Source organism: Actinomycetospora sp. ABD4_176, from assembly GCF_056311855.1.
Map to the genome: position 1 here is coordinate 5,815,404 of NZ_CM149974.1, position 20,559 is coordinate 5,835,962.

Here is a 20,559-nt window from a genome sequence, read left to right on the forward strand (position 1 = left end):
AGCCTGCTGGCCCGGTTCCCCTCGAGCACAGCGTCACGGCGGTAGCTCTGAGCCAGGACATACGCACCGCGCATCTCTTCGTCTGTCATGACCTTCTCTCCATGGAGCGCGAGGCGAGTCGCGCGGTCGCAGCGGAGCAAGCGTTACGACGCTCTACCGGGCGGAATCGGGACAACGTGGGGCGCTCAGCCTGAAGGAGCGGCTGGAGTAGCACCGTCCGGTAAGACGTCTTCGAGCACCGCACGTTTGTGGCCGACGGTCCGCTTGACCTCTTCCTTCGCTCTCGCCTCGGCCTCTACTCGCGCGAGAGGACGGAGGCAGTAACAGTCCGCAAGTTCGACCTGCTGGTCGACTGCGCAGATGTAGACGCCGAAGCACCGGGGCGCTTTCGTCGTGGCGTCGAGCTTGTCACCGCCGCTCAGCGAGACGATGTGCTTAGCCAACCTGCCGGCGACTTGGCTCGACAGCGGCCGCGGCACCGCAGTCCACGTGAGGCCTCGCTGCGTTAGGTCCTCGACGACCTCTGTCGCGTGCTTCTTCGCGAGCACCAAACACTCGGCCTCTCGAGGCAGGCGCGTCCGCTCGGAGCTGGAAATGATCGTCACGCCGGTGATTTCCTTTGTTGCCATAGGAGCGAGAAATTGGTGTGGCTGATCGGTGAACTCGAGGCAGGATCTCAGCTGAGCGGCCCGAGGGCACGCTCAGCATCGAGCCGTATCGCCCCGGTTGGCGCCTGGTCCGGTAGCAGGTTTGGCCCGAGCTGCGCGTAGGTAGATCGGATCACATCTTCGATGCCAATTGTATCTCTGTTGTTCTTAACCGCGTCTTCCAACGTATCTCCCGCGGTAATCGATCTAAGTGCAAGTACTACGCCGATACTTTCGCTGAAGTCGAAGGGGGCGCTGGTGCGACTGCGCGTCATCAGAAGCGTTGGCGTGATCGATTCTGAGTGACTTCCGACATAAGCCTGAATTCGCGTAGCCGCCTCGAGGTACTTCCCGAACGCAGATACGTCGAATTCGGAAAGGGGTGGAATCAATTGGCCTACGTTATTGTCTCGAAAGCCAACTAGAGATAGACGTGCGCTTGCTTCAACCCGTCCAAGCTCGGCCTGCGCAGCCACAGCAGGGAGTGTGAGGGTGGCGGTTGCGTCAAGAGACGACACGCTGACGAGAAGCCTCAGAGACGTCCCGTAGAATCCTCTCCTCGTCTCCTTCGAAAACAGATGCTGAGCGACTGAACGAGCCAAGGAAGACTTTGCGGTTGTAACTTGTCGAGAGTTCGGCAAGTGCAAACCCGGCTCGCACTGCAGCGTTCCAACTCATGGAGCTCTGCTCTTGTACCCAATCGCCAAGCTCGTCCGCAGTTGGTGCCGCACCGCTTGCGTCAGCTTGAAATTGCTGAAGACCTCGGACGACGGGCCTGGAAGGTCCGATGCCAGGAGCCGGACGAATATCCATTGCATCCCCCAGATACTTGCCGCTCGGAGCGTCGCGTGAAGACGAGTGTCACACTCTGCGAGTACTCTGCCGTCCGGTCCTACCCGTTTGGAGCAGCGCTATCCCTCTCTTAGTCTAATTTTCATCGCTTCCGCAATAGTCGTGGTTTGTTGTATCCCGAAGTAGGTCGACACAGCTCGGGGTGGGAAGGAGCCGCGGTGCGCCGCCGACAGCCCTTTGGCGGTCTTGGGCATGCGATCCCTGATGGGCACCTCGACGCTGGTCCAGGCGGCCCATGGCGAGGTGGCGCCTGCGGCTAGCCGTGGGCGAGGCGCGCGCTGTTGGTCTCAGGGCAAGATCTTGGCTCGTGGTGCGAATCGTGGTGCGAACTGGAGGCTACGAGAGGCTTGTGGAGCCCCCAGTGACACGCGCGCGACAACGAAGACGCAGGTAGGCGGCTTGAGAAACGCCTTCCCGCGTTCTTACAAGCCGTCGGTCAGGGGGTGCCCCTTCTTCTCGACACATTGGCTGCGCAACGTCAAGCGGCGAGGGCCGCATCGAGGAGGACGGCGGCGCCGGCATGCAGTTCGCCGCGGCTGACGTACGTGTCCTTGAGGAACTGGGCCTGGCCCATGAGGTCGGCCTTCATGCGGTCGGTGAAGGTGATCTCGTCATCGAGGATGGTGGCGTAGGTGCGGCGCCAGGTGTGCGGGGTCATCCACTCGAGGCCGACTTCCTGGCGGACGGACCGCAGGGTCCGCCTGACATTCGACGGCCAGCGATAGGTGATGCGGCCGTCCCGGCCGGCCGCAGGGAACAGCGGCCAGCTGTCCTCGCCCGGCAGCGCGAGTCGCCCACGGAGGAGGTCGGAGGTGAACTGGGGGAGCGGGATGACGCGGAGGGCGGCCTCGCTCTTGCCATCATGACGCACGAGGCCCTTGCCCTTCACCCACGTGACGTTGCCGGCAATGGTGACCACCGGGACGCGCAGCGTGCCGTGCTGGCCGCGAACCGGCACCCCGTCGAGATTCACGTCGAGCCGACGGACCGCCAACGCCTCTCCGATACGCAGGCCCGTTCCGAGGGAGAAGCGCACGAGGTCCGGCAGCTCAGCCGACCGGGCCACTCGCTGGAGGCGGCGGACTCGGTCATCGTCCGAGTCGCGGTCGAACCAGTCGAGCAGGGCCTGGCGCTCGTCGATGGTCAGCCCACGAGGCTTCTTCTTCGCCTGGCCCTTGGGCTGCTCGATGCGATCGAGCTCCCGCACGGGATTCGCCGCCAGCGCCTCATGGAGGACGCCAACCTGGAGGACCCCGCTGACGATTGAGCGGAGCGTGCGGCGGGTGGAGGCTGCGTACCGGGGCTCAAGGGCCTCGAGGAAGGCATCGAGACGGGCGACGGTGCACTCGCGCAACTGGAGGGCGCCCAGGGCGGGGAGGACCGTGCGGTTGAGGTGGTACGCGTACAGCGCGTGGGTCGAGTCCTCGCGCTTGCGGTCGACCTTGGCGAGGTAGAGCTCGGCCGTGTCCTTGAACCGCGACGCGGGAGTGAGGGTGCTGCCACCACCAGAGCCGCGCTGACGGTCCTGGATCGTCTGGTGCAGCGCGCCCCTCGCGGCCGTCTTCGAAGGACCCTGCTTCCACAGCCGACGGGTCACCCCGTCGTGGTCCCGGAAGCGGCACCGGGCCACCCAGAGCCCGGGCGACTCTTCCTTCGTGGTGATCGCACCAGGCGTGCCGAGGGGGAGTGGTGGACGGGCCATCGAGAGGCTCCCGGACGAGGCTCGGAGGAGTTTCCGGCCGGTAAACGGCCGGTCGATCTCCGGGAGGAAAGCACCGCAGGCCCGACACCTGCAACGATGAGTGCGCCGTCAGGGACTCGAACCCCGAACCCAGTGATTAAGAGTCACTTGCTCTGCCCATTGAGCTAACGGCGCGTGATCGAGAACCTTAGCAAAGCCAGGCTCTCGATCCGACAGCGGGTGGCCCCGCTGCCGTCCGGGTGAGTGACGGGACTTGAACCCGCGACACCTGGGATCACAACCCAGTGCTCTGCCAACTGAGCTACACCCACCATGGCGACCCGCCGGGCGTCCCCGGTGAGCTGTGACCAGCCTACAAGCCGGTCGCGAGGCGGTTGCGACCGGGACACCCACCTCATCCGCGACGGGGGAGGCCGGGGGCCGGTGGGTGCGGCACGGTCGTCGTCACCCGTCGACCGCCCGGAGGACACCGTGACCGACACCCCGCCCCGCAGCGCCCCGCGACCGTCGAGCGCGACGCCCTGGTGGCGCGCCCGCTGGGTGCTCCCCGCCGTCCTGGCCGTGCTCGTGGTCGTGTTCATCCTCGAGAACCGCGACCTGGTGACGATCCGCCTGCTGATCCCGGTCGTGGTGATGCCGCAGTGGGCGGCGCTGACGATCACGCTGGTCGTCGGGATCGTCATCGGGCTCATGCTGCGGCGCCGGCGCCGGTGACCCGGGTCAGTTGCTGAAGCGGTAGACGACGTCGCCGAAGGCCGAGGTCGGGAAGACGAACAGGATGCGGACCGGACCGGTGCCGGCGGCGCGCACGCCGTGCTCGACGTCGCCGGGCAGGTGCACCACGGCTCCCGGGCCGACGGAGACCTCCTCGCCGCCGACGTCGACGACCGCCTCGCCCTCGTGGACGAAGTACACCTCGGGCGCGCTGTGGCGGTGCGGTGCCAACCGTCCGCCGGTCTCGAGGACCACGATGCCGGTGGTGACGACGTCGGGCGCGGTGTCGGCGCCGTCGACGAGCAGGCACCAGCGCAGCTCGCCGCGCTCGTCGTTCCACACCTCCCACGTGCAGTCGTCGGGGGTGGCGACGCGGCTCGGGGCGCTCTCGGCGCCCAGGGTGGTCACGGCGTGCGACATCGGCGCTCCTCGCGGTGGGGAGGCAGGGACGAGACGGCCCCTCGGTGCTGGAGGCGTGTGTGCCGGGTCCCGGGATACCGGGCCCTACCGTCACCCAAACGTGGGTGTCACGCCCCCGGCGGCGGCGCCTGCCCCCCGGCGGGGCCCGCGGTCGAGGCCTCCTCGGCGACGACGCCGGCGCGGTCGTCGGCGACCACCGACGACGCCGCGGCCTGCGCCTCCTCGGTGGTGGGGCCGGGCATCGGCACGAACGCGGTGCGGCGGTAGTACTCGAGCTCGCGGATCGACTCGCGCACGTCGGCGAGCGCGCGGTGCGCCAGGCCCTTCTCCGGCTGCGCGTAGTACACGCGCGGGTACCAGCGCCGGCACAGCTCCTTGATCGAGCTGACGTCGACCATGCGGTAGTGCAGGTAGCCGTCGAGCTCCGGCATGTCGCGGGCGATGAAGCCGCGGTCGGTGGCGATCGAGTTTCCGCACAGCGGCGCCGAGCGGCCGTCGGGCACGTGGGTGCGGACGTAGTCGAGCACCAGCTTCTCGGCCTCGGCCATCGTCACCGTCGAGCGGCGGACCTCCTCGGTCAGCCCCGACTTCGCGTGCATGTCCCGCACGACGTCGGGCATCGCGTCGAGGGCGGCGTCGGGTGCGTGGATGACGACGTCGACGCCCTCGCCGAACGGGACGAGGTCCGCGTCCGTCACCAGGGCGGCGATCTCGATCAACGCGTCGTTCCGCAGATCGAGGCCGGTCATCTCGCAGTCGATCCACACCAACCGGGGACTCACGCGACTGACCCTAACGGCGCACGAACGATCGAGCCCCCCGACCGTCGATCACGAACGGTGCCAGCAGCCCCGGGGTGACCTCGTCGACCAGCTCCAACGCGCGGGCGGCGTCGACGTCGAGCACCTCGTAGCGCCCCCGGCCGGCCGCGGTCACCGCCTGCAGCGTGACGAGCCCGGCGCGGCGCTGGGTGAGGCTCTGCTCGAGGCGCCAGCCGATCACCCCGCCGCGGCGCAGCACCACGGTCCGGCGCACCCAGGCGCCCTGCCGCGCGACCAGCGCCGACGGCGTCAACGCGTGGCCGAGCGAGCGGATCCGGTCGACGGCCAGCAGCGCGGCTCCACCGAGCACGACCGCCGCGACGACCTCGTCCCCGGGCACCCGCTGCAGCACGAGCAGGACCGCGGCGACGAGGAGCGCCGGCCCGAGCGACCGGGTCACCCGACGCACCAGTGCGGCGCGGGGGTGGCGGACGAGGCGGGTGCGGGTGGCCTCGTCCTCGCCGACCCCGAGCACACCGGCGGCCACGCGGTGTGCCTCCCGTCGGGGCATCGCCGGGCCGACCGCGCCGACGTGCTCGCCGGAGCCGTCGGAGCGCAGGCCGGTGGTCAGGGCGAGCGGGCGCGCGCCGCGCCCGAGGCGCACGAGCAGCGGCTCGTCGAGCTCGACGCCGCGCACCCGGCGCCCCTCGAGCGAGAGCGTCCGGCGCGTCAGCAGGCCGCGGCGCAGCACGAGCCCGCCGTCGTCGGCGCGCGTGAGCCGGTAGCCCCACCAGCCCTCGACGAACACCACGGAAGCCCCGACGACCGCGGTGACCAGGAGCGCCACGGCCCCGAGCCAGATCGGGGCGCGCCCGGCGGTCTCCTCGAGCACCTGCGTGCCGGGCCGGACCGAGAACTCCTCGGCGAGGCGGAACAGGCCGAACCACACGGCGCCGACGACGGCGAGCGCGGAGAACGTCAGCGGCGCGAAGCGCACCCACGTCCAGCGCAGGCGGGCGAGCTCGGGCGCCGCGGGCGTGTCGGGGCCGGCCGGGGCGGCCTCGCGCAGCAGCAGGGTCCGCAGCCGCTCCGCCTCGCTGCGGGCGACGGCGTCGAGGGTGAGCTCGGCGTCCTCGCCGCCCTCGCGCCGGCCGGTGCCGACGCGCACGACGGCGAGCCCGAACAGGCGGTGCGCGGGGTTGGCGGTGAGATCGGCGGTGCGGATGCGGTCGCGGTGCACGCTGTGGTGGTGGCGGCGCAGCAGGCCGGTGCGCAGCTCGACGCGGTCGGCGCCGATCCGGTAGGTCGTCGTGAACCACCGCGAGACGCCGAAGAGCATCACCGCGACCGCCAGCGCCAGCCCGCCCCCGAGGCGCCAGCGGTCGTCGGCCGTCCCGCCGGTGATCGCGATGACGAGCAGGACCGGTACGAGCTTCGCCAGGTCGACGATCGGGTGCACCACGAGCATCCGGCGGTCGAGCCGCTGCCAGGGCAGCTGGGTCGCCGGATCCGCGGCGGTCACGTCGCGTCCCCGCTGAGGTGCTCGGTGGCGCGGGTGAGGCGGTCGGCGAGCACGACGGCGTCGCCGGCGTCGAGGCCGTCGACGGTCAGGGCGCCGCTGGACGACGCCGTCGTCACCGTCACCGACGACAGGCCGAACGCGCGCTGCAGCGGGCCCCGGTCGGTGTCGACGGTCTGGACCCGCGAGATCGGGGCGATCCGCCACTCCAGGCGCAGCCACCCCGAGAGCGTGTGCACGGCGTCGTCGGTGACCTCCCAGCGGTGCAGCGCGTAGCGCACGCGCGGCACGACGAGGGCGTGGGCGACGCCGACGACCAGCGTGGCGGCGCCGGTCACGAGCAGGACGTCGGCGACGCGCGGCACGACCACGGCGGCGGCGACCTGCGGCGCGAGCACCACGAGCGTGCCGATCACCGACCGCAGCGTCCACCACCACCGGGCGCGCGGGCTGACGCGGTGCGCCGGCGCGCGCAGCCGCGAGCCGGCGGGCGGCGTCGTCACCGTTCCAGTCTGACCGATCGGCGCGGGGGCGCGCCGGGTCGCGGCCCGCCGGGCGACGGAGTGGAGATACGGACACTCAATGTCAGCGGAGCCACTCCGCTGACACTCACGAGGCCGACGAGCCCAGCTCCTTCTTCAGGACCTTGCCGGTGTTGTTGCGCGGCAGCTCGTCGAGGAACTCCACGTCGCGGGGCGAGGCGAAGCGGGCCAGGTGGTTCTTGACGTGGTCGCGCACCTGGTCGGCGTCGACCGTCGCGCCCGACTCGAGCACGAGGTAGGCCGCGAGGCGCTGGCCGTACTCGTCGTCGTCGACGCCGACGACCGCGGCCTCCTTGACCCCGTCCATCTCCGCGAGCAGGCCCTCGACCTCGCCGGCGTGGATGTTCTCGCCGCCCGAGACGATCATGTCGTCGGCGCGGCCGGAGATGAACAGCAGGCCCTTCCGGTCGTAGTGCCCGAGGTCGCCGGTGCCGAGCATCCCGTCGACGAGCTCGGTCTCCCCGCGCCCGCCGGTGTAGCCGGTGAAGAGCATCTCGTTGCCGACGAAGATGCGGCCGGTCTCGTCGGCCGGGAGCTCCCGGTCGTCGTCGCCCAGGATCTTCAGGACGGTGCCGACGGGCGGGCGGCCGGCGGTGCCGGGCTCGGCGCGCAGCTCCTCGGGCTTGGCGATCGACGCCCACGACACCTCGGTGGACCCGTAGAGCATGTAGAGCTTGTCGCCGAAGGTCTCGAGGAACTCGGTGACCTTCGCCGGTGGCATCGCCGAGCCGGTCGCGGTGACGGTCTTGAGCGCCGAGACGTCGTAGCGCGCGATGACCTCCTCGTCGAGCTCGAGGATGCGCTGCAGCATCACCGGCACCGCGTACATGGCGGTGCAGCGGTGCTGCGCGAGCTGGGCCAGGGCGTCCTCGGGGTCGAACTTGCGGCGCAGCACCAGCGTCGAGCCCATGAGCGAGCCGATCTGGAACGCGGCGAAACCCCAGGTGTGGAACAGCGGCGCCGACACCAGCGCGGGCTCGCGGGCGGAGAGCGGGATGCGCGAGAGGATCGCGTTGACCGGCCCGATCCCGCCGATCGAGGGCCGCTCGGCGCCCTTGGGCGTGCCGGTGGTGCCCGACGTCAGCACGATCGTCTTGCCGATCGGCGGCTTGGTGGGCAGCTCCTGCGATCCGTCGGCGCCGATGAGGCCCTCGAGGGTGTCGTCGCCCCAGCAGCCGGGGCCCTCGGTCCACGCCCAGATGCGCCGGACGTCGGAGGGGACCTCGTCCAGGCGGTCGGCGAGGTCCGCGTCGGAGACGACGGTGGTGATCTCCTGCTCCTCGACCACGGCCTTCATCTGCGCGGGCGACAGGCCGGTGTTGAGCAGGACGACGTCGGCGCCCAGCTTGCTCACCGCGAGGATCGTCTCGATCGGCCCGCGGTGGTTGCGGCAGAGCACGGCGACCCGGCTGCCGGGCCCGACGCGCCGGTCGGCGAGGGCGCGGGCCAGGCGGTCGGTGCGGTCGTGGATCTCGCGGAACGTCACGGTGCCGCGATCGTCGATGATCGCGACACGGTCCGGGTGGCGCCAGCGCGAGACGACGTAGGCCGTGGTCGGCGTGAACCCGTAGCGGTAGAGCGCCGTGGGGAACATCGCGAGCCGGTGCGGCGGGACCGGGGCGACGACGCCCGCCCCGGTCAGCAGCCGCAGGCCGGTGGCGAGCTCGGTCGGGGTGCCGAACGGGGTCTTCACCAGTGCACTCCAGGGAGAAGTCGGGCCATGGCCTGGGCGCCGCGCGAGAGCGGGCCGGTGTCGAGCGTCCGCGCGTCGTCGTGGTTCGGACGGTCACTACCCTCACGTGCCGCCGCTGACTCCGGGAACACGCGGTAGGCGACGTGCATGACGGCGTCCTTGACGCCCGGGGTCAGCGCGCCCGCCACCGCCCCGAACGTGCCGAGCGCGGTGCCGACGTGCTTGGGCCGGTCGACCAGCGCGTGCATCACCTTGTCCGCCGCCTCGGAGGGGGAGTCGGTGGGGAAGGCGTCGTAGATGCGGGTCGGGGCGATCATCGGGGTGCGCACCAGCGGCATGTGCACGGTGGTGAACGTGACGCCCTCGCCGAGCACCTCGGTGGCGACGATCGACGCCCACGCGTCGAGCGCGGCCTTGCTCGCGACGTAGGCGGAGAAGCGCGGCGGGCCGGTCTGCACCCCGATCGACGAGATGTCCACGACGTGCCCGAAGCGCCGCTCGAGCATGTGCGGCAGCAGCGCGAGCGTGAGGCGCACGGCGCCGAAGTAGTTGATGGCCATGGTGCGCTCGAAGTCGTGGAAGCGCTCCAGCTCGAGACGCACGCCCCGCCGGATCGAGCGGCCGGCGTTGTTGACCAGCATGTCGATGCCGGTGTCGGGCCCCGAGTGGTCGTTGATCATGGCTTTGACCAGCGCGTCCACCGACTCGGCGTCGGTGATGTCGCACGAGTAGACCCAGGCCTGGCCGCCGTCGCGCTCGATCTGGGTCTTGACCTCCTCGAGCTCCTCGGTGCGCCGCGCGACCAGCAGCGGGACGCCGCCCGCCCGCGCCACCTTGAACGCCGTCTCGCGCCCGATCCCCGACGACGCCCCGGTGATGACGACGCGCCGGCCCTGCAACGGGCCGCCCGGCCGGGGACGGCGGTGGCGGTTGGGGTCGAGGTGCTCGCGCCAGTACGCGACGAGGTTCCCGGCGTACTCGTCGATCTCGGGGCTGCGGATGCCGCTGCCGGCGAGCTCGGCGTTCGTCCGGTCGGCCGTGAACCGGGCGCCGAAGGTCAGGTGCGGCAGGACCTCGGGCGGGATGTCGAGCTCGGCCAGCACGATGTCACGGGCCGCGCCGAGCGCGGGCACGCGCCGGGCGAGACCGGCGCCGCGGCGGACGAGGTCGCCGACGCCGGTGGGCATCGTCGCCTGCACCTGCGGGGCGCCCAGCGGCGCGGCGAGGGCGTTGTAGACCTCGGAGAGCGGCTGCGGGCGCGGGTGCACGAGGTGGAACGCCCGCCGGTCGAGGCCGGGCCGGTGCACGAGGTGGACCATCGCGTCGGCGACGAAGTCGACCGGGACGACGTTGGTGGCGCCCAGCTCGGGGATCGCGAACCGCAGCGCGCTCGGCAGGCGCCCGAGCAGCGAGATGGCCGTGAGCAGGTAGTACGGCCCGTCGACCTTGTCCATCTCGCCGGTCTGCGCGTCGCCGACGACGACCGCGGGCCGGTAGACGCGCCAGGGCACCGTCGACTCCTCGCGGACGATGCGCTCCGCGGCGTACTTGGTCTCGTGGTACGGGTTGCCGAAGCGCTGCCCGACGTCGAGGTCGTCCTCGGTGAACGTGCCCTCGTACTCGCCGGCGACGGCGACGCTCGAGACGTGGTGCAGGCAGCCGGCGCGCAGTCGCGAGGCCAGCTCCACGACGCCGCGCGTGCCGTCGACGTTGGCGGCGCGGTTGGTGTCGTCGTCGGCGGTGATGTCGTAGACCGCGCCCAGGTGCAGGACGTGGTCGACGCGGCCGGCGAGCCCGTCGACCTCGGTGTCGTGCAGGCCCAGGCGCGGGCGGGTGAGGTCGCCGACGACGGGCACGACCTTGTCGTGACCCGGGGTGTCGGCGAGTCGGCGCAGCAGCCGGTCGCGCGAGCCCTCGCGCACGAGCGCGTAGACCGCCTCGCAGTCGTCGCGGGCGAGCAGGCGGGCGAGCACCATCCGCCCCAGGAACCCGGTACCGCCGGTCACGAGATACCGCATGGCGGAGGATCGTGGCACAGGCCACCACCGGCCGCCACGGGTGGTTACCGGCCGGTCACCGTCGTGACCTCAGCGTTCCGGGTCGGCCATCTCCTCGACGTCGGTCTCGACGTCGTCGCCGACGGCCTCGACCTGGTCGGTGGTCTTCTGCCCGCGCGGCTTGTCGGGGTCGAGGCCCTCGACCAGTGCCGCGTCCTCGTCGTACTCCTGGACGTAGCGCTGCTCGATGTCGGCGGCGTCCTGACGCTGCTCGCTCATGGACCGGAACGGTAGGGGGTAGGAAGGCGGGGTGCCCGACGACGTGTGGGACCTGCCGCCCGAGCAGCAGCGCGCGCTGCGCCGGGCGGAGGACGTGCGCTCCCGGGCACCGATGCTCGCGACCCTCTCCAAGGAGCCCGGGCGGGTGGGGGCGGACCTGCGGGCGGGCTGGGTGTTCGAGCGCAAGCTCGACGGCGTCCGGGTGATCGCGACCCGGGAGCGGGGCGGGGCGCCGCGGCTGTGGTCGCGCAACGAGAAGTCGATGGACGCGAGCTACCCCGAGATCGTCGAGGCGCTGGCCGAGCACGGGCCGTCTCGCTTCGTGCTCGACGGCGAGATCACCGCCGCCGACGGGACGTTCTCCAGCCTGCAGGCGCGCATGCACCTCACGAATCCCGACCGGGCGCGGCGCACGGGCGTCGCGGTGGAGGCGCACCTGTTCGACCTGCTGGTGCTCGACGACGTCGACGTGACGCGGCTGCCGCAGTCGACGCGGCACCGGATCCTCGACGCCGTCGTCGGCCTCGAGGCGCCCCTGTTCCGCTCGCCCGCGCTCGAGGGCGACCCGTCGGACCTGCTCGCCGAGGCGTGCGCCGACGGCTGGGAGGGGCTGATCGCCAAGCGCAGCGACGCCCCGTACGTCGTCGGCGGGCGCAGCCGCGACTGGCTCAAGCTCAAGTGCGTCCGCGACCAGGAGTTCGTCATCGGCGGCTGGACCGACCCGAGCGGCTCGCGGCGCGGGCTGGGCGCGCTGCTCGTCGGCTACTACGCCGACGGCGGGCTGCGCTACGCCGGGAAGGTCGGGACGGGGTACGACGCGGCGACGCTGGTGATGCTGCGCGACCGGCTGGACCCGTTGACGGTCGGGGACAGCCCCTTCGTCGACGCGGTGCGGGAGAAGGGCCAGCACTGGGTGCGCCCCGAGCTGGTGTGCGCGGTCGGGTTCGGGGAGTGGACCACCGACGGACGGCTGCGCCACCCGCGCTACCAGGGCCTGCGCGAGGACAAGGACCCCGCCGACGTCGTGCGGGAGCAGTGACCTCCGTCCCGGAGTTCCCCGACCACCTGCGCCGGTGGTCGGCGGCGCACGGCGGGATCGAGCCGCGGGGCCTCGTGCTCGGCTGGCTGCGGGTGGTGCACGTGCTCGTGCGGCCACTGGCCCGCCGCGGGGTGCCGCCGTGGGTGCTGACGCTCGCGTCGCTGGTGTGCGGGGTGGCGGTGCCGCTCGCGGTCGTGCTGGGCCGGTGGGGGCTGGTGCTCGGGGCTGTGCTGGCGGTGCTGTGCGCGCTGCTCGACGGGCTCGACGGCGCGGTCGCGGTGCTCACCGACACCGTGACGGCGTGGGGCCGGGTGCTCGACCAGCTCGTCGACCGGGTCGGGGACGTGGCGTTCCTCGTGGCCCTGGTGCTGGCGGGGGCGCCGGGCTGGCTCGCGGTCGGGGTGGGGACGCTGACGCTGCTGCAGGAGTCGGTGCGGGCCTCGGCGGCGCTGCCCGAGGTGGGCGTGGTCAGCGTGTGGGAGCGGCCCTCGCGCGTGATCGTGACGGCGCTGGGGCTGGTCGGCGCGACGACGACGCCCTCGGTGCCGGCGGCGACCGTGGCGATGGTGATCGCGGCGCTGCTCGCCGTGGTCGGGTTCGTGCAGGTCGTGGTGACGGTGCGCCGCCGGCTCCGCACGTGAGGGTATGTGAGCACTTTCCTGCCCTATAGGGCAGGAAAGTGCTCACATACGGGACCGCACCAGGCGGGCGGTGATCTCGGCGGAGAGGGTCACGAGGGGGAGGCCGCCGCCGGGGTGGGAGGAGCCGCCGACGAGGTAGAGCCCGGCGACCGGGGAGCGGTTGGCCGGGCGCAGGAAGGCCGCGAGCGCGCCGTCGGACGACGTGCCGTAGATCGACCCGCCGGGGGAGAGGGTCTCGCGCTCCAGGTCGGCGGGCGTGCGCACGGTGCACGAGCGGATGCGGTGGCGCACGTCGAGCCCGCGGCGCGCCATGACCTCGAGGATCCGCTCGGCGTAGCGCGGCGCGACCCCCGGCGCGTCCCAGTCGACCCCCCGCTCCGGGTCGTGGCGCGGGGCCGTGACCAGCACGAACCACCCCTCGCCGTCATCGCCCGGGCGCAGCGCCGGGTCGTCCGGGGCGTGGACGTACACCGCCGGCGCCGACGCCGGCGCGCCGGAGCGGTACGCGTCGAACTCCGCGTCGTAGGCCGCGCGCGAGGGCGGGAAGAGCACGCGGTGGTGCGGCGTGCCGGGCTCCCGCCCGGCGAGCCCCAGCAGCAGCACGAACCCCGACGACGACGGCGTGGTGCGCGCCAGGCGCCGGGCCGACGCCGCGTGGGGGAGCAGCCCGCCGGGCCCGTAGACCGTCGCCGCGTCCGCGTTGGCGACGACCACGTCGGCCGCCAGCCGCTCCCCGTCGGACAGGCGCACGGCCGACACCCGGTCGGCGACCGTGTCGATCGCCGCGACCCGCGCGCCGGTCCGCACCTCGACCCCCAGCGCCCGGCACCGGTCGGCCACCGCCTCCGCGAGCCGGCGCAGCCCGCCGCGCACGTACCAGGACCCGAACTGCTGCTCGACGTAGGGCACCACCGCGAGCGCCGCCGGCGCGCGCCGCGGGTCCGACCCGGAGTACGTGGCGTAGCGGTCGAGCAGCAGGCCGAGGCGCTCGTCGCGCAGGTAGCGGTCGCCGACCCCGCGCAGGCTGCGCCACGGGGCGACGGCGAGCAGGTCGCGCACCCGCAGCGACACTCGGGCGAGCCCGGCGGGGGAGACGGGGGACTCCAGGAAGTGCTCGTGCGTCGCGTCCCACACGCGCTCGGCGTGGGACAGGAACGCCTCCCACTGCGCGCCCGCGCCGGCGCCCAGCGCGTCGTCGAGGGCCGGGGCGATCTCCGCGCGCGACCCGGGCAGGTCCAGCTCCACGCCGTCGCCGAACCGGTAGCGCGCCGCGACGTCGAGTCGCTGCAGGTCGAGGACGTCGCGCAGGGGCACGCCGGTGTCGGCGAACAGGCGCTCGAGCACCGCGGGCATGGTCACCAGCGAGGGGCCGGTGTCGAAGCGGAACCCGTCGACCTCGACGGTGCCGAGCTTGCCGCCGACCCGCCCGGCGGCCTCGAGCAGCGTCACCTGCTGGCCGGCCGCGGCGAGCCGCGCGGCGACCGCCAGCCCGCCGAGCCCCCCGCCGACGACGACCGCGCGCGTCATGCCGCCCGCGACGGCGACTCGGCCACCACCGGGCGCCCGCGCCAGCGCAGCGTGCCCGCACGGCGCCGGCGCCACGACTCGACGGTCAGCGCGGCGACCGCCAGCACCGAGACGGGGTGCGCGACGGCGTCGCCCGGGCGCGCGCCGGTGCGCCGGGCCGCGAGCACCCGGCTCGCGACCCCCGCGAGGTAGCCGACCAGCCCCACCCGCGAGCCCCGGAGGGCCGCGAGCGCCGGGACGAGGTGCACGAGCGCCAGCATTCCGACGACCGCGGCGGCGCGCGGGCGGGTGCCGAACGCCGCCCACAGCGACTTCGTGTAGCCGGCGCGGACCTCCGCCGCCCCGCGGTACATCCGGCACTCCGCGACCCCGGTGCCGTCGGCGACCACCCCGCGGCGGCCGTGGCGCTTGAGCGCGCGCAGCAGGGCGAGGTCGTCGAGGACCTGGTCGGGCGGGTGCCCGCCGGCCGCGCGGTAGGCGCGCGCGTCGACGGCGAGCAGCTGGCCGTTGGCGGCCGACAGCGTCGGGCGCGGCGAGCGCTCGGCGATGCCCAGCGGCAGCATCGCGAGCCACGACCACGCCAGCAGCGGCTGCACCAGCCGCTCGGCCGGGCCCTCGGCGCGCTGGCGCGGGTGGGGGCTGACGAGGTCGAGGCCGGCGCGACGCAGCAGGTCGACCGTCGCCGCGAGCCCGTGCGGCGCGACGCGCACGTCGGCGTCGACGAACACGAGGACGTCGGCGCCGGTCGCGCGCGCGAGCTGGTGGCACGCCCAGGGCTTCGCGAGCCAGCCGGGCGGGGGCGCGACGCCGTCGAGGACGCGCACGCCGAGCTCGCGCACCCGGGCGGCCGTGGTGTCGGTGGACCCGTCGTCGAGGACGAGGATCTCCGCGGGCACCGGCCAGCCCTCGACCGCGGCGAGCAGGGCCCGCACGCAGTCGACGATGTCGGCCTCCTCGTCGCGCGCGGGCACGAGCACGGCGACCCGCTCGCGCGGCGGCGGTGCCGTCGGGTCCGGGACGCGCAGCCGGCGCAGGTTGTCGACGGTGAGACCGAGGGACCCCAGCGCGAGCGCGGTCCCGAGTGCGGTCCCGACGGCCGTGGTCCTCACGTCCGCGCCCCGTGGCGTCGCAGCACCACGAGCAGCGGCACCCCGACCAGCCCCATGAGCACGCCGCCGACCAGCGCCACCGACGGCCGTCCGAAGAACACGGCGGCGGCCATCGTCGAGGACAGGAACGTCCAGCACCACAGCGTCAGCGGCAGCCGGTCGTCACCCTCGGTCGGGGCCGGCACGACGCGGTCGAGCGCGGCGATCATCAGCAGGGCGACGAGCAGCCAGCCCGCGAAGTTCGACAGCGGGATGCCCGGCACGCCGGGCAGCGTCGGCCAGGGCTCGAGCCAGTACCAGTGCCCGGCCTCGACCATCTGCGGGTCGAGGAAGACGTCCCAGGTAGCCAGCGCCCACGCCCCGAGCAGCGTGACCGTGCCCCGCCCGCGACCGAGCGCCGCGGCGAGACGGCGGCCGACGACCAGGGACGGGTAGGCCATCATCGTCCAGGCGAGGGGGACGACGACGGGGACGCCGAGCACCTCGGCGCCCAGCGAGCCGGTGTAGCGGTACTCGCCGAACGGCAGGCCCGTCGCCAGCCCGACGGCCTCGACGACGAGCCCGCCGCCGCCCGCGACGACGACGAGGCCGACCGCGGCACCCGGCCCGCGGGTGAGCAGGGCGTGGGACACCGAGGCGGCCGCGAAGAGGGCGACGGCCAGGACGGTCAGCGCCGGGGTGCCGCCGCCGGTGAGCGGGAACGCGATCTGTACCCCGACCACGCCCGCGCCGAGCGCCCACGGCACGGCGTGCCGGGAGGGCCGGAGGGCCGGGCGGCGCCGCGTGACCGGGCGGGTGTGGGTCGTGTGGCTCACCGTCCCGCCCCGACGGTCAGCGGCGCGGACGAGGGGGCCGGGCCGGGGTCGGGCGTCTCGTCGGCGCGGGCCTCCCGCGCGGCGCGGAACCGGCGGTCGAGGGCGTCGGTGGTGGCCCAGCCGGTGAGCAGCAGCACGTGCAGCACGAACATCCACAGCGCGATCGCGACCGTCGCGCCGACGACGTCGAGGCCGCCGAACGGGATGCCGAGGTCGATCGGGAGCGCGAGGAACAGCAGGAAGCCCTGCAGGAAGCCGGAGATCACCGCGGCGGTGCCGAACGCTCCGAGGAGCGTCGCGGCCCAGCCGGGCCCGCCGGGCGCGACGACCCGGAACCCCCAGGTCAGGACCACGCCGACGGCGACGAACGAGACGTGGAAGGCGACGACGACCTGGCCGAGAGTGCCCCAGAAGCCGCCGGTGCGGGCGAGGTCGGCGAGCAGCGGGGCCGTCACGAACACCCCGAGCGCGAGCACCGGCACCGCGAGCACCAGCGGCAGCAGGCTCACCCGCGCGCGCCAGCCGGTGAAGCGGTCGGTGCGCGGGGACAGGCGCAGCGACGCCCGGCGCAGGCCCTCGCCGTAGAAGGTGGCCGGGATGATCGTGACGAACGCTCCCCACCACCCCAGGTTCAGCCCCGCGCGCACGAGCCCGTCGTACACCGGCCGCGCGCCCATCTCCGCCGGCACCAGCATCCGCAGGTCGGCGAGGTACCCGGCGATCGCCGCGGGCGAGGTCAGCAGGGCCGCGCCCCACACCGCGAGCAGCAGCCACGGCACGACGCCGAGCGCCGCGAAGTAGGTCAGGCCGGCGGCGACGGCGGCGAGGTCACGTCCGCGCAGCGTCGCGGCCACGGACGCCGCCACCGACCGGGCGAAGACCACCGGCGGGGACGACGAGACGGAACGGGGCACTGCCCCGGCGTACCCCGCTCCGTCGGCGGACAACCGGTCACGCGGACCTCACACGTGGGGGTCGAGAGGGCCCTGCCCGGGGGCCGATCGGTCGTTGACCTGGGCGCACGCGACCGCCGGGCCGGCGCGCTCCACCGCGGGCCACCCCGTGTCGTGCGCCCGCTCGGCCTCCTCGGCCCGCCCGCCGCCCCGCAGCCCGAACAGCCGCTTGGCGACGAGGAGGTAGGCGACGACGGCGAGGTTGACCACCAGCGCCAGGATCTTCAGCGGCGTCGGCCCGTGCGTGAGCTCCCAGACCTCGGGCACCAGCAGGACCGTGGTGGCGACGAACGTCAGGTACTCCGCCCACCGGCGCGCGTACCAGAGCCCGACGGCCTCGACGGCCTCGAGCACCGCGTAGGCGAGCAGGAGGGCAGCGAGCCGGTACAGCGTCGCGGCGGGGACGTCGAACGCGCGCTCGACCTCGACGAGCAGGGTCGGTCCGCCGTGGCCGACCGGGCCGCCGATCCCGGCCTGCAGGATGCCGACGATCTGCCCGGCGGTCGGGCCCCACGCCTCGCGGTAGGTGGCGAACAGGAGCACCGCGGTGCCCAGCAGCGAGAGGGCCACCACGTGCACCGCGCGGTCCAGGGCGATCAGGCGCAGGACGAACCGGTCGCGCAGCGGGCGCCCGCGCAAGGGCACGTCGACCTCGTCGGGGCCGGGCACGGTGTCCCGCGCCGGCGACGCCGGGGCCGCGCGGGGCTCCCACGCGTCGCAGCGCAGGCAGCGGTGCCAGCGCAGGCCCTCGGCGTCCTCGCGCACGAGCAGGGCGTCCCGGGCGCGCACCGCGGCCGCGTCCGTGCCGACGAGCGCGTGCCCGTGCAGCGCACAGCCCAGGAGCTCGTAGCGCAGCCTCACGGGCGCGAGGTTAGGCGGGCACGGCGGCGGCCGGTATCGCGGCGAGCACGTCGGCGGGGGTGACGGCGAGGAGCGCGGGGTCGGGGTCGTCGGCGAAGCGCTCGCCGCGGCGCACCGCGTCGTCGCCGAGGACGGCGTGCGGGCCCCCGGGCGGCGGTCCCCACTGCGTCGGCGGGACGGGGCCGAAGACGGTCACCGAGGGCGTGCCGAACGCCGTGGCGACGTGGCTGATGCCGGTGTCGCCGGCGAGCACCAGGGACGCGGCGGCGACGAGGTCGAGCAGGCCGGCGAGGTCGGTGCGCCCGCCGAGGTCGGCGTCGCGGGGCAGGCCCGCCCGGGCGACGACCTCGGCGGTCAGCGCGCGCTCGCCGTCGCTGCCGGTGACGACGACCGCGTGGCCCCGCGCGGCCAGGGCCACGGCGCACGCGGCGAACCGCTCGGGCGGCCAGCGCTTGGACCCGAACGCGGCGCCGGGGTGCACGACGACCGGGCCGCCGGGGACCGCGCGCCGGCCGGGGACCACCAGGTCGTCGGCGCCGTCGCGGGCGTCGTCGGGGGAGACGAGGCCGGTGGCCGCGAGCAGGTCGCACCAGCGGCGGCGTTCGGGGCGGGCGGGGTCGTCGGTCCACGCCGGCCCGTCCCAGCCGGGCGCGGCGTGCCCGATCCGCCGCCGGGGCGCCAGGGCGTCCAGCCGCGCGTGGCTCTCGGGCCCCTTGCCGTGGAGGTTGACGGCCACGTCGGTACGTGAGCAGTTGCCGCCCCTATAGGGGCGGCAACTGCTCACATGGGTGTCCACCTCCGGCAGCCGCGCCACGAGGGGGGCGAGGGCGTCGGGGGCGACGAGGACGATCTCGTGGTCGGGCAGGGCGCGGCGCAGCAGGCGCAGCGCGGGCACGGCGACGAGCAGGTCGCCGAGGCCGAGGTCGCGCAGGACGACGGCCGTCGGGCGACCCGGGGAGGACACCTCAGCGCGCGTCGCCGAGGCCGTCGCGCAGCTGGGCGAGGGTCTTGGCGAGCAGGCGGGACACGTGCATCTGCGAGATCCCGACGCGCTCGGCGATCTGCGACTGCGTCATGTTCTTGAAGAACCGGAGCATGATGATCGTGCGCTCGCGCTGCGGGAGCTTCTCGAGCAGCGGGGCCAGCGACTGCTGGTACTCGACCTGCTCGAGCGCCGCGTCGGCCTCGCCGAGCAGGTCGGAGACCGTGCCCGAGTCCGGGTCGTCGACGAGCATCTCGTCGAGCGAGCCGCTGCGGTAGGCGTTCGACGCCTCGAGGGCCTCGAGCACCTCCTCCTTGCCGATGCCGAGGTGCTCGGCGAGCTCGGCGGCGTTGGGCGCGCGGCCCAGCGTCTGCGACATCTGCGACATCGCCGAGCTCAGCGTGACGTTGAGGTCCTTGAGCCGGCGCGGCACGCGCATCGACCACGCCTGATCCCGGAAGTGCCGGCGCACCTCCCCGGTGATCGTCGGCACCGCGTAGGACAGGAAGTCGGTGCCGCGGGCCGGGTCGTACCGGTCGACCGCGTTGATCAGACCGAGCGTGGCGACCTGCTCGAGGTCCTCCTCCGGCTCGCCGCGGCGCGAGAAGCGGCGCGCGATGTGCTGGGCCACCGGCAGGTGCCCGCGCACCAGCTCGTCGCGCAGCCGCAGCCGCTCCGGCGAGCCCTGCTCCAGCGACGCGTGCTCGGCGAGCTTCGGCATGAGGTGGTCGTACTCCCCGCGCGAGCCCTTGCGATCGCCGTTGCGGCCACCGTTGCGGCCGTCGGTGCGCTCCTCGGTGCCCCTGTCCTGCGGCTCGGGACGCGGCGCCGTGGTGGCGTCGCCGTCGGCGGCCTGCGTCCCGGTCGCGCCGGCGGTGTCGGTCATGACGTCGATCGAGCTCACATCCGTGGGATCGGGGGCGGTGGCTCCGGCCTGCGCGCCGGCGGCGGGGCTCCTCACGGGCCCACGCTCCGCGGGGGCTCGGGGAGTCGGGTGACGGTTGCCGCGGGGGCCGTCTCTTCGATGTCCTCGCCGGTCCCGGTGTCGGGCAGGACGTCGGCGAGGGGGAGGCCGCGGCGGCGCTCGACGATCACGCGCAGCGCGAGGCGGTGGGCCTCGCCCGGGGACGACGGCGCCCCGGCGAGCACGCGCACGTCGTCGGCGAGGACGGTGAGCACACGCCACGCGAACGTGTCGACCGGCAGGGTCGTCGGCCCGGTGGTGGACACCGACGCGGTCATCACGATCCGCTCGTCGTCGACGGCGAACGTGACGGTCAGCTTGGTGTCGGGACGCGCGAGCGCGGCGAGGCAGGTGCACGCCTCGTCGACCGCCAGGCGCAGGTCGTCCACCACGTCGAGGGTGAATTCGGCCCGCGCGGCGAGGTCGCCGGCGACGGTGCGCACGGTGACGAGCGCCTCCGGCACGGGCAGCACGCGCACTTCGACGTCACGCGGTGCACCCATGCCCCGGTGTTCGGGTGGCTGGGGGCTGATCAACGCAGG

The 20,559-nt window shown here is 73.8% G+C and carries 21 protein-coding genes and 2 tRNA genes; 3 read left to right on the plus strand and 20 right to left on the minus strand.

All coding sequences use genetic code 11. The features are described from left to right. Window positions 1-185: 185 nt before the first annotated feature. The 5 genes from ACYX4T_RS28090 to ACYX4T_RS28110 all read right to left on the minus strand — a co-directional run bounded on the left by ACYX4T_RS28090 (window position 186) and on the right by ACYX4T_RS28110 (window position 3,512). On the minus strand, window positions 186-605 hold the full coding sequence (locus ACYX4T_RS28090; RefSeq protein ID WP_476012488.1) for a hypothetical protein: 420 nt from the start codon (window positions 603-605) through the stop codon (window positions 186-188). A 71-nt stretch (window positions 606-676) separates the two neighbouring features. Beyond that, the gene (locus ACYX4T_RS28095; protein WP_476012489.1) at window positions 677-1,123 is read right to left on the minus strand and encodes a hypothetical protein; all 447 of its coding nucleotides are present in this window, start codon (window positions 1,121-1,123) and stop codon (window positions 677-679) included. A gap of 854 nt (window positions 1,124-1,977) precedes the next feature. Continuing rightward, window positions 1,978-3,096 carry a tyrosine-type recombinase/integrase gene (locus ACYX4T_RS28100; RefSeq protein ID WP_476012490.1) on the minus strand — a complete coding sequence of 373 codons (1,119 nt, stop codon included), beginning with the start codon at window positions 3,094-3,096 and terminating at the stop codon, window positions 1,978-1,980. A 206-nt stretch (window positions 3,097-3,302) separates the two neighbouring features. Then, window positions 3,303-3,375 (minus strand) — tRNA-Lys (locus ACYX4T_RS28105). Between the two features lie 64 nt (window positions 3,376-3,439). Next, window positions 3,440-3,512 (minus strand) — tRNA-His (locus tag ACYX4T_RS28110). A gap of 160 nt (window positions 3,513-3,672) precedes the next feature. On the opposite strand from ACYX4T_RS28110, the gene ACYX4T_RS28115 reads away from it, so the two are divergent. Continuing rightward, window positions 3,673-3,915: a DUF1049 domain-containing protein gene (locus ACYX4T_RS28115; RefSeq protein WP_476012491.1), complete on the plus strand. Its 243-nt coding sequence runs from the start codon at window positions 3,673-3,675 to the stop codon at window positions 3,913-3,915. Between the two features lie 6 nt (window positions 3,916-3,921). On the opposite strand, the gene ACYX4T_RS28120 is transcribed toward ACYX4T_RS28115, so the two are convergent. The 7 genes from ACYX4T_RS28120 to ACYX4T_RS28150 all read right to left on the minus strand — a co-directional run bounded on the left by ACYX4T_RS28120 (window position 3,922) and on the right by ACYX4T_RS28150 (window position 11,126). Continuing rightward, complete coding sequence (locus tag ACYX4T_RS28120) at window positions 3,922-4,335, minus strand: cupin domain-containing protein (protein WP_476012492.1); 414 nt, start codon at window positions 4,333-4,335, stop codon at window positions 3,922-3,924. A gap of 107 nt (window positions 4,336-4,442) precedes the next feature. Continuing rightward, entirely contained in the window at window positions 4,443-5,117 is a 675-nt protein-coding gene (gene orn, locus ACYX4T_RS28125) for an oligoribonuclease (RefSeq protein ID WP_476012493.1), read from the minus strand. A 10-nt stretch (window positions 5,118-5,127) separates the two neighbouring features. Continuing rightward, window positions 5,128-6,618 carry a PH domain-containing protein gene (locus ACYX4T_RS28130; protein WP_476012494.1) on the minus strand — a complete coding sequence of 497 codons (1,491 nt, stop codon included), beginning with the start codon at window positions 6,616-6,618 and terminating at the stop codon, window positions 5,128-5,130. Next, window positions 6,615-7,118, minus strand: coding sequence for a PH domain-containing protein (locus ACYX4T_RS28135; RefSeq protein WP_476012495.1), 504 nt, complete (start codon window positions 7,116-7,118; stop codon window positions 6,615-6,617). The genes ACYX4T_RS28130 and ACYX4T_RS28135 overlap by 4 nt, the downstream gene beginning before the upstream one ends. A gap of 106 nt (window positions 7,119-7,224) precedes the next feature. Further along, window positions 7,225-8,850 carry an AMP-binding protein gene (locus ACYX4T_RS28140; protein WP_476012496.1) on the minus strand — a complete coding sequence of 542 codons (1,626 nt, stop codon included), beginning with the start codon at window positions 8,848-8,850 and terminating at the stop codon, window positions 7,225-7,227. Then, window positions 8,847-10,868, minus strand: coding sequence for an SDR family oxidoreductase (locus ACYX4T_RS28145; protein ID WP_476012497.1), 2,022 nt, complete (start codon window positions 10,866-10,868; stop codon window positions 8,847-8,849). The genes ACYX4T_RS28140 and ACYX4T_RS28145 overlap by 4 nt, the downstream gene beginning before the upstream one ends. 69 nt (window positions 10,869-10,937) lie before the next feature. Beyond that, window positions 10,938-11,126, minus strand: coding sequence for a hypothetical protein (locus tag ACYX4T_RS28150; protein ID WP_476012498.1), 189 nt, complete (start codon window positions 11,124-11,126; stop codon window positions 10,938-10,940). 112 nt (window positions 11,127-11,238) lie between these two features. On the opposite strand from ACYX4T_RS28150, the gene ligD reads away from it, so the two are divergent. Together ligD and ACYX4T_RS28160 are read left to right on the plus strand one after the other, a co-directional pair. Further along, window positions 11,239-12,165 (plus strand): non-homologous end-joining DNA ligase, encoded by a 927-nt coding sequence (gene ligD, locus ACYX4T_RS28155; RefSeq protein WP_476015389.1) that lies wholly within the window; start codon window positions 11,239-11,241, stop codon window positions 12,163-12,165. Next, the gene (locus ACYX4T_RS28160; RefSeq protein WP_476012499.1) at window positions 12,162-12,806 is read left to right on the plus strand and encodes a CDP-alcohol phosphatidyltransferase family protein; all 645 of its coding nucleotides are present in this window, start codon (window positions 12,162-12,164) and stop codon (window positions 12,804-12,806) included. The genes ligD and ACYX4T_RS28160 overlap by 4 nt, the downstream gene beginning before the upstream one ends. 42 nt (window positions 12,807-12,848) lie before the next feature. Here the strand turns inward: ACYX4T_RS28160 and ACYX4T_RS28165 are convergent, their stop codons facing one another. The 8 genes from ACYX4T_RS28165 to ACYX4T_RS28200 all read right to left on the minus strand — a co-directional run bounded on the left by ACYX4T_RS28165 (window position 12,849) and on the right by ACYX4T_RS28200 (window position 20,520). Then, a complete protein-coding gene (locus tag ACYX4T_RS28165) occupies window positions 12,849-14,408 on the minus strand; it encodes a phytoene desaturase family protein (RefSeq protein WP_476012500.1) in 1,560 nt (519 codons plus the stop codon). Beyond that, the gene (locus ACYX4T_RS28170; protein ID WP_476012501.1) at window positions 14,330-15,442 is read right to left on the minus strand and encodes a glycosyltransferase family 2 protein; all 1,113 of its coding nucleotides are present in this window, start codon (window positions 15,440-15,442) and stop codon (window positions 14,330-14,332) included. The genes ACYX4T_RS28165 and ACYX4T_RS28170 overlap by 79 nt, the downstream gene beginning before the upstream one ends. Continuing rightward, window positions 15,439-16,257, minus strand: a complete 819-nt coding sequence (locus ACYX4T_RS28175; RefSeq protein ID WP_476012502.1) for a carotenoid biosynthesis protein — start codon at window positions 16,255-16,257, stop codon at window positions 15,439-15,441. The genes ACYX4T_RS28170 and ACYX4T_RS28175 overlap by 4 nt, the downstream gene beginning before the upstream one ends. Next, window positions 16,254-17,171: a YhjD/YihY/BrkB family envelope integrity protein gene (locus tag ACYX4T_RS28180; protein ID WP_476012503.1), complete on the minus strand. Its 918-nt coding sequence runs from the start codon at window positions 17,169-17,171 to the stop codon at window positions 16,254-16,256. The genes ACYX4T_RS28175 and ACYX4T_RS28180 overlap by 4 nt, the downstream gene beginning before the upstream one ends. 48 nt (window positions 17,172-17,219) lie before the next feature. Further along, window positions 17,220-18,071: a DUF2127 domain-containing protein gene (locus tag ACYX4T_RS28185; protein ID WP_476012504.1), complete on the minus strand. Its 852-nt coding sequence runs from the start codon at window positions 18,069-18,071 to the stop codon at window positions 17,220-17,222. Window positions 18,072-18,081: 10 nt separating this feature from the next. Next, a complete protein-coding gene (locus ACYX4T_RS28190) occupies window positions 18,082-19,035 on the minus strand; it encodes a glycosyltransferase family 9 protein (protein ID WP_476012505.1) in 954 nt (317 codons plus the stop codon). Between the two features lies 1 nt (window position 19,036). After that, window positions 19,037-19,774, minus strand: a complete 738-nt coding sequence (locus tag ACYX4T_RS28195; RefSeq protein WP_274234703.1) for an RNA polymerase sigma factor SigF — start codon at window positions 19,772-19,774, stop codon at window positions 19,037-19,039. A 236-nt stretch (window positions 19,775-20,010) separates the two neighbouring features. Next, on the minus strand, window positions 20,011-20,520 hold the full coding sequence (locus tag ACYX4T_RS28200) for an ATP-binding protein (protein ID WP_476012506.1): 510 nt from the start codon (window positions 20,518-20,520) through the stop codon (window positions 20,011-20,013). Window positions 20,521-20,559: the final 39 nt, after the last annotated feature.

Excerpts from the sequence above, each read along its gene's own strand:
- ACYX4T_RS28145 (WP_476012497.1), bottom strand. The coding sequence starts at position 10,868 with ATGCGGTATCTCGTGACCGGCGGTACCGGGTTCCTGGGGCGGATGGTG.
- ACYX4T_RS28150 (WP_476012498.1), bottom strand. The coding sequence starts at position 11,126 with ATGAGCGAGCAGCGTCAGGACGCCGCCGACATCGAGCAGCGCTACGTC.
- ligD (WP_476015389.1), top strand. The coding sequence starts at position 11,239 with ATGCTCGCGACCCTCTCCAAGGAGCCCGGGCGGGTGGGGGCGGACCTG.
- ACYX4T_RS28195 (WP_274234703.1), bottom strand. The coding sequence starts at position 19,774 with ATGCCGAAGCTCGCCGAGCACGCGTCGCTGGAGCAGGGCTCGCCGGAG.
- ACYX4T_RS28120 (WP_476012492.1), bottom strand. The coding sequence starts at position 4,335 with ATGTCGCACGCCGTGACCACCCTGGGCGCCGAGAGCGCCCCGAGCCGC.
- ACYX4T_RS28200 (WP_476012506.1), bottom strand. The coding sequence starts at position 20,520 with ATGGGTGCACCGCGTGACGTCGAAGTGCGCGTGCTGCCCGTGCCGGAG.